Annotated in this window: 7 protein-coding genes and 1 pseudogene; 6 read left to right on the forward strand and 2 right to left on the reverse strand. The window is 39.9% G+C overall.

All coding sequences use genetic code 11. The annotated features are described in order from the left end of the window. Positions 1–79 precede the first annotated feature (79 nt). The 6 genes from H5200_RS00960 to H5200_RS00985 all read left to right on the forward strand — a co-directional run bounded on the left by H5200_RS00960 (position 80) and on the right by H5200_RS00985 (position 12,314). Positions 80–2,128 carry a S9 family peptidase gene (locus H5200_RS00960; protein WP_182760750.1) on the forward strand — a complete coding sequence of 683 codons (2,049 nt, stop codon included), beginning with the start codon at positions 80–82 and terminating at the stop codon, positions 2,126–2,128. A gap of 232 nt (positions 2,129–2,360) precedes the next feature. After that, entirely contained in the window at positions 2,361–2,786 is a 426-nt protein-coding gene (locus H5200_RS00965; RefSeq protein WP_182760751.1) for a hemerythrin domain-containing protein, read from the forward strand. A 307-nt stretch (positions 2,787–3,093) separates the two neighbouring features. Next, positions 3,094–5,418, forward strand: coding sequence for a TonB-dependent receptor domain-containing protein (locus H5200_RS00970; RefSeq protein WP_182717554.1), 2,325 nt, complete (start codon positions 3,094–3,096; stop codon positions 5,416–5,418). Between the two features lie 250 nt (positions 5,419–5,668). After that, positions 5,669–6,679: an alpha/beta fold hydrolase gene (locus H5200_RS00975; protein WP_182760752.1), complete on the forward strand. Its 1,011-nt coding sequence runs from the start codon at positions 5,669–5,671 to the stop codon at positions 6,677–6,679. A gap of 473 nt (positions 6,680–7,152) precedes the next feature. Beyond that, the gene (locus H5200_RS00980; protein WP_182760753.1) at positions 7,153–9,294 is read left to right on the forward strand and encodes a glycoside hydrolase family 16 protein; all 2,142 of its coding nucleotides are present in this window, start codon (positions 7,153–7,155) and stop codon (positions 9,292–9,294) included. Positions 9,295–9,368: 74 nt separating this feature from the next. Beyond that, entirely contained in the window at positions 9,369–12,314 is a 2,946-nt protein-coding gene (locus tag H5200_RS00985; RefSeq protein WP_182760754.1) for a TonB-dependent receptor, read from the forward strand. 47 nt (positions 12,315–12,361) lie between these two features. Here the strand turns inward: H5200_RS00985 and H5200_RS00990 are convergent. Together H5200_RS00990 and H5200_RS00995 are read right to left on the reverse strand one after the other, a co-directional pair. Further along, positions 12,362–13,230 (reverse strand): annotated as a pseudogene (locus tag H5200_RS00990) (S41 family peptidase); the annotation flags it as partial. A 321-nt stretch (positions 13,231–13,551) separates the two neighbouring features. After that, on the reverse strand, positions 13,552–13,971 hold the full coding sequence (locus H5200_RS00995) for a VOC family protein (protein ID WP_182739529.1): 420 nt from the start codon (positions 13,969–13,971) through the stop codon (positions 13,552–13,554). Between the last annotated feature and the right edge of the window lie 130 nt (positions 13,972–14,101).

A 14,101-nucleotide genomic window follows, 5' to 3' on the forward strand; every position in this document is an offset into this window, starting at 1 on the left:
CGTATTAATCGCATATTTTAGCATTTAAGGTACACCTTGTTATAATCCTTCGATAATTAAAACATGCGAAGGAAAATTCATGATAAAAACTAGCCTAGCACTGGCTCTTGGACTCTCAAGCTCACTGGCATTTGCAGCCACATCGCTTACTGTAGAAGATATCCCTAAAATTCAGTCAGTTATTCAAACCAGCATTAGTCCAAATGGTGACAATGTTGCATTTACCCGCTCAGTGCCACGTGAATTATACGTCGACGAGAATGGTGCCAATTATAGCGAACTCTATGTCGTCGATGATGAAGGTGTCGAGCGTCCTTTCATTACCGGCTCTGTAAGTATCAAGAGTATTCAATGGTCAAACGATAGCAAAACGATCTACTTTTTAGCAAAACTTAAAGACGACAAGTTTACCGCGTTATATCAAATTCCAGTGGATGGTGGTCAAGCGCAAAAAGTACTATCGCTTAAAGACACATCAATTTCTAGCTATCAGTTAAGCCCGAATAACAAACCACTCGCTATTTTAGCTATGCCAGCGGCTGATAAATCTGAAAAAGAGCTGAAAAAATTAGGCTTTATGGCTGAGGTGTACGAGCTAGGCTTAAGAGATAAACAACTATTTATTGTCGATTTAGCCAAAACAGATAAACCTCTTACACCAACAGCGCTTAACGTTGCAAACTATGTAAGTGATGTAAACTGGGCCGCAAAAGGCGATAAGTTATTAGTAAAAACCCAGCCTACAGCGCTAATTGACGACAAATACACTAAATCACAATGGCACTTATTTGATATTGCGACTAATCAAGTGACGATGTCGTTTGCTACTGAAGGTAAATTAGACGGTGCTGAACTGTCTCATGATGGTCGTTACATCGCAATTCTAGGTGCCGAAGATAAGCATGATCCAGCCGCTGGTCGTTTATTTTTAGCTGACACAAAAACAGGTGAAGTAAGTGATTGGTTACCTAATTTCATGGGTCATATCGTTGATTTTGAATGGTCACATAAACGCAACACGCTTAATTTTATTGCCAATGTAGGTACGCAAAGTTTTGTCGCAAGCATTAAAACCGGCTCTAATAAATACAAAAAAATTATTAATGAAGGCCAATTTATTGCATCAAATCTGAGTATTTCTGATTCAGATAAAACCTTAGCGCTACGTGCAAACACTGCAAAGCACCCAAATGAAGTATTCATTATTCGTGGTTCTAAAGCACAACGTTTAACGGATTCAAACAACTGGTTGAATGACAAACGTTTTGCTAAGCAAGAAACTATTTCACTTAAGGCTCGCGACGGTGTTGAGATTGATGGCGTATTAGTCTACCCATTAGATTATGAAAAAGGCACGCGCTATCCATTGGTCATGTCAGTGCACGGTGGCCCTGAAAGCCATGACAAAGACGGTTGGGTAACAAACTACTCGCGTCCAGGTCAAATGGGAGCAGCACGTGGTTATGCAGTATTTTACCCAAATTACCGTGGCTCTACAGGTAAAGGCGTTGATTATTCAAAGCTTGGTCAAAACGACTATGCAGGTAAAGAGTTTGACGATTTAATTGACTTTAAACAGCATCTTGTTGAAATGGGCTTAGTTGATACTAAACGTGTTGGTATTACGGGTGGCTCTTATGGTGGTTATGCATCAGCATGGGCCGCAACAAAATTGACTGAACACTTTGCTGCGAGCGTGATGTTTGTAGGTGTTACCAACCAACTATCTAAATTTGGAACTACTGATATTTCTAACGAAATGAATCTTGTGCATGCACGTTCATACCCATGGGATAAATGGCAGTGGTATTTAGAGCGCAGCCCTATTTACTGGGCAGGCCAGTCTAAAACACCATTACTGATCATGCATGGTAAAGATGATCCTCGCGTACACCCTGCACAATCAATGGAACTGTACCGTTATATGAAAGTACAAGGCAAAGATGTACGCCTTGTATACTATCCTGGCGAAGGTCATGGTAACCGTAAAGTAGCCGCGCAATATGATTACAGTTTACGTTTAATGCGTTGGATGGATAACTATTTAATTGACGGCAAAAAAGACATGCCAGCATTCGAGATTGACCATGCAGGCAAGTTAAAAGCGGTAAAAGACGCCAATAAATAATCCTATTATTTTGTGTTAAATACGCTTTTAGGCCAACATTCGTGTTGGCCTTTTTGCTTTTAAATAACAATGAATATGGATGTAATATAAAGACCTAACTCGGTAATTTTTACAAGAAAACACCTTAACAAGCTCAAATATAAAAAATTAAATCAATATATTACAACAACTTAAAAGTTGGCTTCTGTCTTGCAATATTCATTGTAATTAATGAGTAAAGCAAGGAAAACCCATGAATATTTTTGAAGCACTTCGTAATGATCACGACAAACAACGTTCGCTTGTCGATGCGCTGATAAAAACCCAGGGGGAGTCACCGAATAGACAGTCTCTTATGGATAATTTAAAACATGAGTTAATAGAACATGCTAAATTTGAAGAGCGTTATTTCTATAATCCTTTGATGTTTGATGATTTAACCCATGAAAAAGCCCGTCATAGTATTGCAGAGCATCATGAACTTGATGAATTGATTGAGCAACTTGAAGAAACTGATATGAGCTCACCAGTGTGGCTTGTGACCGCTAAAAAATTACATCATCTTGTACATCATCATCTGGCTGAAGAAGAGCATGAAGTATTTCAACTAGCCGGTAAAGCGCTAACCGAAAGTCAAAAAGAAAGTCTAGCCGAAAAGTATAATGATGCGATGAGTTAACTGCTATATGTGCCCGCTTTAATTTATAAAGCTCTCTAAATAGCAACAACTCTATACCATTTGCATTTATTAGGCACCTCTAACACGGTCAATACTTGGCTAAGCAAACACTCTTAAATTAACTAAGCCCGGCATCAAACGCTGGGTTTTTTAATGCTCATGCTCCATCCCCACCTTTATTTAATATGAAAATCATTCATTGAATGTAAATATTTCGCAATTGAACATACAACTGATAATTGTTATCATACCTACCTTGGTTGCTTATTAGATTAATAATCTTTATTCTTGTCATGAAGGAAGTACAATGAAATCCCGCCCGCTTTATCTGGCCTCACTGATCAGTGCATTATTAACATCAACAACACTTATTGCTGATGATGACACAGCTGAAAATATGGAAGTGATGGTTGTCACCGCTTCTGGTTATGAGCAAAAATTAATAGATGCACCTGCAAGTGTCTCGGTTGTCTCTCGCGAAGATCTACAAAATAAGCCATTTACTAGCCTTGCTGATGCGCTTCGTGATATCGAAGGTATCGATGTTGGTGCCGGACAAGATAAAAACGGTAATATTAGTATTACCATGCGTGGTTTACCCGCAAGCTATACTCTAGTGCTTATTGATGGCCGCCGTCAAAGTGATGTAGGTAATATAGGCCCAAACAACTTTGGTAACAGCCAATTTATGTATATGCCGCCACTTGAGGCTATCGAGCGAATTGAAGTCGTTCGTGGCCCAATGTCCACTTTATATGGCGCTGATGCAATCGGTGGTGTAATCAATATTATCACTCGTAAAAATCTTGATAGCACCCATGGTAGCGTCACGGTAAGCAGTAATATCCAACAAGACGATCAATACGGTAACGATAATAAAGTCGATATATATTTGACCGGCCCAAGCGGCGTTGAGGGATTAACTTACGGGATCCGTGGTAGTTTTTATGACCGTCAAGAAAGTGAGCCAACTTACAGCGAAAGTTTACCACTTCCAGATGGCAGCATGTGGGTTGATGATGGTAGCTTTGGCGATAAAAAAATCGTTGCAGCACGTAACTGGAATGCCGGCGCAACAATAAACTACCTGATCAATAATCAGAATGAAATTACCTTTGAGTACGACATAGCCAAACAGCGTTACGATAACACCGAAGGTCAAACGGGTACGTTAGATAGCCCAGTCAGTTTATGGCGTGTTAGCAAAGGCATTGTACAGCCACGCGTTGGTTATACTCCATATCAACGTGTTGAACGTGAGCAATTTGTATTTGCACATGTTGGTCGATACGATGTTGGTACGCTTACCAGCAGCATTACCCAAAGCAGCAGTGAAAACTTTGGTCGCTCATTACCTCTTAATGTACAAGAGCGTTTAGGTGTGCAGGCCATTTGGGACCAAGCAGTACAGGATCAAGGCATCGACAAGCCAGAACTAACGGATGCAATTTACGCTCAACTTGATGAGACTTTTTTACCACGCCCAATGCGTACACTAAAACTTGATAACTTAATTATTGATACTAAGTTTGAATCAAATATAGATAACCACTATTTTGTAGTAGGCGCACAATATTTTGATGCCGAAATGGAAGATGGTGTATTTGGTATGTACGGGGATGGCTTCCGTGAAGGTACGACTCAAGATCATCGTCAAACAGCTGTATTTGCTGAAGATAACTGGGAAATTACCACAAATCTAACTGCAACTTTCGGCGCTCGTTATGATCATCATAATATCTTTGGCTCACAAGTTAGTCCTCGCGCTTATTTAGCCTACTCTCCTGCTGATGAATGGACTTTCAAAGGTGGTATCAGCACAGGATATAAAACCCCAGAGCCAAACCAACTATTCTCTGGTATTACAGGTTTTGGTGGCCAAGGTACTAAACCTTTTGTTGGCACGCCAGACTTACAACCTGAAACCAGTGTAAACTACGAAATGGCTGCTTACTTTAATGGCAGTGATAGTTTTAGTGGTAACGTAACGGTGTTTTACAATAATTTTAAAGACAAAATCATTAACCAAGATAACTTACCAAACTGTGAAGTGGCCATAGCTGATGAACCTTGTGTTGAAATTGGCGCAGGTTGGGCAGGCATCGGTAGCACCACCTTTACGCAAGCTGCTAACGTAGATAAATCAGCTACTCGTGGTGTTGAAATTGCTGCTAATTGGCAGATTATTGAACAGTTGTCACTACGTGGGAACTTTACTTACACCGATAGTGAAGTGAAAAGTGGCCGTGATGAAGGACTACCTTTAGTTAATACACCTAAAAATATGTATAACTTAACGCTTGCATGGCAACCATTGGATGATTTGAGTATTTCACTTATTTCTGAAATCCGCAGCGATCGTTACCGTGGTACGGCAAATGTGTCTGGTCCACAGGGCCCTGAAACACAAAAGCTCTACTACAAAGCCTATGATTTATATCATTTAGCAGCAAGTTATAAAATTAATGATAGCCTAGCATTAAATGCCCGTATTAATAATCTGTTAGATGACGACTTATCAAGCCGTACTTGCTTATTAGCAACCTCAGAGGAAGAGTACGAATGTACATCTGATTACAATACCACCCAAAAAGCACGCAGCTTGTGGGTATCAATGAGTTACAGTTTCTAGAATAAAAAGCTATAAAAATAAAGCCCAGCAATAATGCTGGGCTTTTTATTATTACGATTTAACCGTGCCTTTTATACTTCATCACCCAACACAGATCCGTGGCCGAAGCAGATTAAAGCGTATACTCAATAAGGGTTCCCGATGAATAAGCAAAGGAAGCCTTAACTTATAGAATTAAATTTTAGAGTTTATTCGCTTAGTATGTAAAGATATGTTCTGAAAGATTTAATTTAAATCATTGAGGGATCTTATGTATAGAATATGGCTATTAAGTTTATGCTTTGTCTTCGGTGTTGCAAATGCACAAACGCCGCAACCACTGAGTTATGACGCATTATTAAGCAACTATAATTACGATTTTGACGTTAACTATTTTAACCTTGACTCACAAGGGCTGTCGTTAAAAATGGCGTATATTTACTTACCAGCAAAGGCTGGTAAACCCGTTGTGACTTTAATGCACGGTAAAAACTTTAACGCTCATTACTGGACTGAAACTGCACTATTGCTACAAAAACTCGGTTATGGCGTGCTGATACCTGACCAAATTGGTTTTGGAAAATCATCTAAACCACGAGATTATCAATTCTCTTTTGCAGCCTTAGCTAGTCACACCCATGCTTTAATGAGCCAACTTAATATAAATAAATCAATTGTATTGGGTCATTCTATGGGCGGTATGCTGGCAAGTCGCTTTGCGCTTATGTATCCACAAACAACCCAACAATTAATTTTACTCAACCCTATTGGCCTTGAAAATTACCTGCAATATGTTGATTATAAAGACACTAACTTTTTTTATAAAAATGAGTTAGCTAAAACACCTGCCGGGGTAAAAGCATACCAGCAAAAAAATTACTACGACGGAAAATGGAATAACCAATTTGCCGCTCTGACGAATTTTATCACCGGGCAAATTCAAGGCCCAGATAAAGAGCTAGTAGCGTGGGTTAACGCAAAAACATACGACATGATTTTTACTCAACCCGTTATCACCGAGTTTAAAAACTTCACCATGCCTGTTTCACTAATTATAGGTACAAGAGACAGAACAGGACCTGGCCGTAACTGGAAGAAACAAGGGGTAGATTATGAACTTGGCCGCTACGATCAATTAGGTAAATCAGCCGCGGCATTAATTCCTCACAGCCAACTACTTGAACTGACTGATTTAGGTCATTTACCCCATATTGAAGATTTTAAGCGCTTTAAAGCTGTATTGTTAAAAGCCTTAGAAGCAGGCTCAAAGCCACTAGAGTAATATTTAGGCAGTTCAGCGGTTAAAGTTATTAACAGCTGATTTGATTACTCAACGCTGACCTTTGAAAACCAATTAATAAACATAAATGCCTACTATTAGATACCTTTTAGCGATAACAGAAAAATATTGTTAATTAGCATGTGGATTCACTTTTAATATTTTGATGGCACTAAAAAATAACAACTCACTGATATAATTAGACTAAAACCCTATCTCCATTAATATATTACTATTCTGAAGTTATTTAAAAATTAAATAACTTTTCAGTTTAAAACTAAAAAAGCAGGTAATGTAAACTTAAAGTTAAAAAAACAAGCAGTCTGTTGTTGACCAAATTACAACCTTAGCTTACTCTATGTAAGCGCTTACAACACACACATTGATAAATGTAAGCGCTTACAACTTCGTTCGTAGACACAATAACAACCACAACGAAGTACTTTTAAATTTTTGTCGATACTGGGGTTCAACTAATGAACATGACAACAACCAAAGTAAGCCGCCTTGTTGCGGCAATATCCATGACCATGCTATTTGGCTGTGGTGGAAGTGCTGAGACAAAATCTGACTTCACAAAAGTCGATCCACAAAAGCCGGTTTCTGATTGGCAAATGGTTTGGAGTGACGAATTTGATGGCGCAAGTATTGATTCTAACAAATGGAATTTTGAATTAAGTTGTGCCGGTGGTGGTAACAACGAAAAACAATGTTACACCGATAACGAGCAAAATGCGTTTATCAAAGATGGCATATTAAATTTAGTTGCTTTACCGGCCGACGAAGGTGCCGAAAAGCCTTATACATCGGCACGTTTGAACACCCGCTACAACGCAGATTTTACTTATGGCCGTTTTGAAATGCGTGCAAAGTTGCCTTCAGGGCAAGGTAGCTGGCCTGCTTTTTGGATGATGCCAACTAATGAAGTATATGGTACATGGCCGCGCTCTGGCGAAATTGATATTTTAGAAGCTGTAAATTTAAAAACAGTTGCTGAAGATGGCACCGTTGAAGCTAATATTCATGGCACACTTCACTATGGTCGTGAATGGCCTAACAACTCGAACTCTGGTAAAGCGTACACATTTGCAGAGGGGATGAACCCTGCTGACGATTTTCATACTTACGCTATTGAATGGCAAGAGGGCGAAATTCGTTGGTACGTAGATGACTACTTATATGCCACACAACGTCGTTCTGAAGTTCGTTATAACTCAAAAGACGAAGCTGTTGGCCTAAAACATAGAGGTTGGTTTGCTGAATACTTTGAACAAGGTAATGGCGAGCTTACAACACATTGGGATAATGCCCCCTTTGATAAAGACTTTTACCTTATTTTAAATAATGCCGTTGGCGGTGATTGGCCGGAAAACGTAAATAACTTAGGCGTTGATGCTGCAGCATTTGCAGAGGGTCAAAGCTTTGAGATTGATTACGTACGCGTTTATCAATGTGCAGCTAATACTGACACAGGTAAAGGCTGTGAGACAGTGCGCCCAGGTTACGACAACTTAGAAGATGCACTTGTTGAAGGTAAAGCGCCTGTACCTACTCCACCAAGTGATGGTGTTGCAAAAAACCTTGATATTTTTAATGGTAGCTTAGACGCAAACTGGATCGCTTGGGATTGTTGTGGCGGAACCACACCAGAAACCATTACCGACGCTGACAAAGGCGACGTGGTTAAATTTAATATCAACGATAATAACGGTACAGTATTAGGTTTTTCAACCCGTGGCGGTCACTTCCCTGATGGCTTTGCAGGGTCATCGTCTCCATTTGATGCTTCTTTACTGCTTGATTTAAATGGTCGTGTATCATTTGATATGAAAGTAGTGACTCCTCCAACATCTTCAACTACTTGGTTATTAAAGGCTGAAGCCGGTGATGGCGGTCCTAATACCGGCGATGTCCCACTTAGCGATAGTAATGAAGGCGTAACACCGGTTACAGGCCAATGGCAAACCTATACATTCCCACTTTCTTTACTACAAGAAAGAGGCCTCGATATAAGTGCCATTGATGTATTAATGGTATTTCCTACATGGCAAACAGGTGGCGGTGCCGAGTACTTAATTACCAATGTAGCTATTGAAGGTGACTTACCAAAAGTCGATCTTTTCAGTGATGAACAAAACCTAGATTGGCCAATGTGGGATTGTTGTGGTGGTTCAAAACCGGTTGAAGTAATGGATGATGAAGAACACGGTTTAACGGCTGAGTTTACTATTGGCGCAACAGCAACAGTAATGGGCTTTAATAGCCGCACAGCTGCAGGCGGAAGCGATGAAGCATTCGATGCTACTTCGATATTAGAAAACGGTGTAATAGCGTTTGAGTTAAAGGTGATCTCAAAACCAAATAATCTTGATTCAGTTTGGAGTTTCAAAGTTGAGTCTGATAACGGTAGCTCTGCTGTCGAAATTCCATTAACTGACAGCGTCGAAGGTGTAGAACCTACTATTGGTGAATGGCAAACATATACCTTTACCCTTGCTGATTTAGCGGGTGCAGGTTTAGATGTTAGTGCATTAGATGTGGTGATGATTTATCCAACTTGGGACACAGGTGAAGGCGCTGTTTATCGTGTAGATAACGCATTCATTGGCATTCCATAACTAAGAATCACTTTATGGTAGGTGCGTATAAGCACCTACTTACCGTAAAAAATTTAGTAAAAAGCAGAGCAATTATGAACACAAATAAGTTTAAAAAAAGCCAAATAGCGGCTTCTGTGTCACTTATCATCGCTGCAAGCACATTTAACTTCGCTAACGCTGCGCAAGAAAGTACTGCCGAACCTGAAATCGAAGTAATACAAATTAAAGGTATACGTGGTTCACTGATCCGCTCTATGGACATGAAACGCGATGCATCTGGAGTAGTCGATGCAATTTCTGCCGAAGAAATGGGTAAATTCCCAGATACCAACTTAGCTGAATCACTACAACGCATTACGGGTGTATCGGTGAGCCGTGCAAACGGCGAAGGTAGCCAAATTACAGTCCGTGGTTTTGGCCCTTCATTTAATTTGGTAACACTTAACGGTCGCCAAATGCCTGGAACGGGTAACTCTCGTTCGTATAATCTTGAAAACATCGCCTCAGAAGGTGTAAGTGCCTTAGAAGTATTTAAAACTGCCCGTGCTGATGTGCCTAGCGGTGGTTTAGGTGCGACAGTTAATATTTCAACATCGCGCCCTCTGCAAAGACCTGGGCAGCACTTTTCAGCAACAGCAAAAGCAATTCATGACTCATCAAATGAAGTTGGTAGCGATGTAACACCTGAAATATCAGCTATTTACAGCAATACCTTTAATGATGAAATGTTTGGTATTGGCTTTTCATTCTCGCATCAACAGCGCGACTTTCAAAAACAAAGCGCTAATATTCAAGGTTGGCAAGCTAATGTAGATTTACCGACTCTTTCAGAAGATAAATTTATTGATGCTCGCCCAGTTGATGCAGACGGTAATCGCGTAGGTAATCACTTTTTTGCAAAAGACATGAACTACGCTATTGAAGATTTACAACGTGAGCGTACCAATGGGCAAGTAACACTGCAATTTGCACCCACTGATAATTTTGTGGCCACCCTTGATTACACAGCAAGTGAGGCTACAACAGGGTCAAAAACTCTCGGCTGGGGTATTTGGAACGACTTTGGCAGTAATATTAACGGTTACGAGCTAGATGAAAATGGCACCGCTATTTATGCCGATATTAGCGGTAACGATGCGTCATTTACCTCGAGTAAAAACACCACTGAAGTAAAAGCTCGCTCTATCGGTTTAAATTTAGATTGGCAAATTAATGATACATGGCAAATTGAGCTTGACTACCATGATTCTAAAAACGAAACCGACAATGGCGCAGACAAAGGTCTAGGTAGTGATGGGCAAGTTATTTTAGGTTCTGATCAGCTTGTTAATAAAATTTATGATTACCGCACTGGCGAAGTTCCGCATACGCAAGTTAATTGGAAAAACGGCACGAATGTATTAAGCCCAGGTGAGATTGATTCAAACTTTAGTCAGTTTATTCATTCACCGGGGGAATCAAATATTGAACAACTTCAACTACATGCAAGTTGGATAAATGAAAGTTTTGACATTGGTTTAATTGAAGTTAAGTTTGGTGGTTCGCGCACAGAGCAAAACACCGGTGGTTATGAGGCATGGAGTGGCTTAGTTGGTGGCCCTGGTTTTAATCCTTCTTACACTGAAATTTTCCCAGATGGTATGTTTACACTTCATGATACCTCAGGATTATTAGATCAATTTGCCGGTGGCGGTAGCAATTTACAACCAAACTATTACTACAGCTATGATTTTGACGAAGCCGTAGCAAGACAAATGGCATACTTAACCGCTGATGTAACAGGCGGCGATGCTTATGCACCTAATGCCTATCTTGATGGCATTGACAGTCAAAGCTCGGTTGAGGAAATTACTAACAGTATTTATGTTCAATCACGTTGGGAGTTTGACGTTAGTAATTACTACGTTAAAGTAAACGCAGGTCTTCGCTACGAAGAAACCGATGTAACCAGCTCTGTTCGTCAGCGTGTTGAACAACAAGTTAATTGGATCAGCGCTTCAGAGTGGATCACTCAATATTCAGCAGGTGGCGATGATAACTTCTTAGTGCAAGAAGGCAGTTATGATATTTTACTGCCATCAATTGACTTAAGTGTTGACCTAACTGATGACGTGGTTGCTCGCGTATCATGGGGCAAAACAATGTCGCGTGCACCTTTAGGCGATTTAGCTGGCGGTCGTTCACTAACAGGCAGTCCAAAACCGGGATCACGCGTAGGTAGTCAAGGTAACACGGGGCTATTACCGTTTGAATCAACAAATCTTGATTTATCTTTGGAGTATTACTACGCAGAAGGCAGTTATGCATCTGTAGGTTACTTTAAAAAGGACGTTGATAACTTTATTCAAACCACCATTACCCCAACCACCATTGAAGGCTTATATGATATTTTAAATGGCCCGCGCTATCTACAAGCTGTGAGTGATATTGAGGCACGTGGTGAGCAAGCAACAACCGATGCCATTTTTGCACAAATGCTTGCTAATGGTGATGGTAATGCCAATGGTCAAATTGAACCAAATAGTAACGATCCACTTATTACTTGGAACATTAGCCAACCACAAAATACCGATAGCAAATCAGTCGATGGTTTTGAAGTGGCAGTACAACACTTAATTGGCGAAACAGGCTTTGGTGTCGGTGTTAATGCTACATTTGTCGACGGCGATGTTGAATTTGATACAGACAGCTTAGACCAACAAGCTCCGTTAACGGGCTTAAGTGATTCAGCTAACTTCCAAGCGTTTTACGAAAAAGATGGCTTATCAGTAAAACTGACTTACGCATGGCGCGATTCATACCTTATTGGTGTAGGCCAAGCACAAGGTTCTGCTGATGCACCACCACAATATGCGAAAACATATGGCCAGTGGGATATGAGCGTAAATTATGACGTTAACGAGAATGTGACGGTATTCTTTGAAGGTATAAATCTCAATAATGAAACCGAGCAAGGCTATGGCCGTTACGAAGAGCAGTTCTTATTTGCTCGCCAGTATGGTCCACGCTACGCAATTGGTGCACGCTATACCTTTTAATAAACCTAAGTAATTAAACAGTCCAGCCGCTCATTGAGCGGCTTTTTTTATAACTGTTTAATTTTTTCTAATAGCTTATCGGTTGTCCAATCAATAGCGTTATAGGCAATATCGGGCTTATAGTAATCGCCCTTTGCTCTTGCTCTATCAACATACACTTTATTAGGGATAATAACTTTACCTAACCCTGAGGGTAACTCGGCGAGTCGAACATCCATATACAATGAGTCAGCACTGCTTGGCGCGCCAAATAACTGAGTGTTTGAAAACTGCTTAAATACATCAATGGCATCAAGACACGCACTTGCACACTGTGGCGGCACAATAACAAAAACCTGTGTTTTAAAGTCACTCACTAGCGATGTATTTTCGCTTTGATTTGATTTGCTTTGCTTTGCTTCTATATAAAATGGCTTATTGTTTTCAAGTGACTTTGCCATACCTGCAGCTATTTCTTTAATCTCTTTATGGACTTCAGGTTGATCTTTCACCACTTCAATTAATGATTTAACATGGTTAGTATTATCTTTTGACGCTCTCCACCAAACTCGGCTATTTTTTGAGTAGTTATCCATTTTTTGTTCAACAACTTGCTCACCCCACAACGCTTTTGCAAGCTTTAAGCTCCAATACGACGAGCCACCTTGGTTGTGACGAAGATCTAAAACCACCGTTTTTGCACTGAGTAACTTAGAACGTTGATCAGTCACTTTTTTATACAGGTTATTGTAATCATGAGTTTGCTTATCGTTATTTGCAAAACTGGGCATAGCAATCCACGCTATGTTTTGCGTAGGCCAGTTAAATCGGTTGTAAGCTCATCCCCATTATAGGCATGTGTTAAATGCTTACTTACACTCTTTGGCCGAACAGACCAATCAAGGGTTTTACTGTAAGCTTGCCCATTGGCTTTTATTACTCTGCTATTGAGCGGCGCAGCTTTCGCTGAAGATAACTGTTATTTAACAGCTATTGTAAACAATGTATCAACCCCTTTATTACAAGGTGTTGCATCGACATAAGACTAGTAAAAGGGGTTAACCAATTTGAATTAGTATGTACACTAAGTCAAAGTGGTGTATTCACTTTTACTCGCCCTGCACTTAAGAGCTTTTCGTGGCAACAAGATGGCGCATTAAAAGCTCCCTTAAAAACAAATCATGCAGTGCAAAATTATTAGCTAATGCTAGGTGAGTTTGATAAGTATGAGCTAGCAAACATGGCTAACTCAGCTATATTAATCTTTTTTAAATAACACCTGTGGATAAACCATTGTTTTCATTTCTAATACATTACCGTTTGGATCTTCAATAAAAAACGTTTCTTGTTCAAATTCATTGCCAACAAAACGACGGTATGGCTTATCTAAATATTCAAGACCTGCATCTGCAATACGCTTTTTTAATGCTTGAAATTGATCTTCTGATAAGTGAATGCCAAAGTGAGGAACTGCCACCGCGCCCATATCAACATCATGACGAACAGTTGGTAAGCGCTCAACACTTTGATGAAGCGTTAACTCGTTACCCCAAAAATCAATGTCTACCCATCGCCCTGCTTCACTATTGCCCGTTTTACAGCCAAGTACGTCACAATAAAATGTTTTCGCTTTTTCGAGATCACCGGCAGGAATTGCTAGGTGCAAACAGTTGGACATAAATTACCTTTATTAATAACTTTTAACATATGAAATATGCTGCATTATACATAAACTGCAATTTATATAACATTAACAGCATTACTTTTAGTAATTAATTGCATACCACCAAATCTAAAACTAATACTTT

It is taken from the genome of Pseudoalteromonas sp. SG43-7, from assembly GCF_014164295.1.
GTDB lineage: Bacteria > Pseudomonadota > Gammaproteobacteria > Enterobacterales > Alteromonadaceae > Pseudoalteromonas > Pseudoalteromonas rhizosphaerae.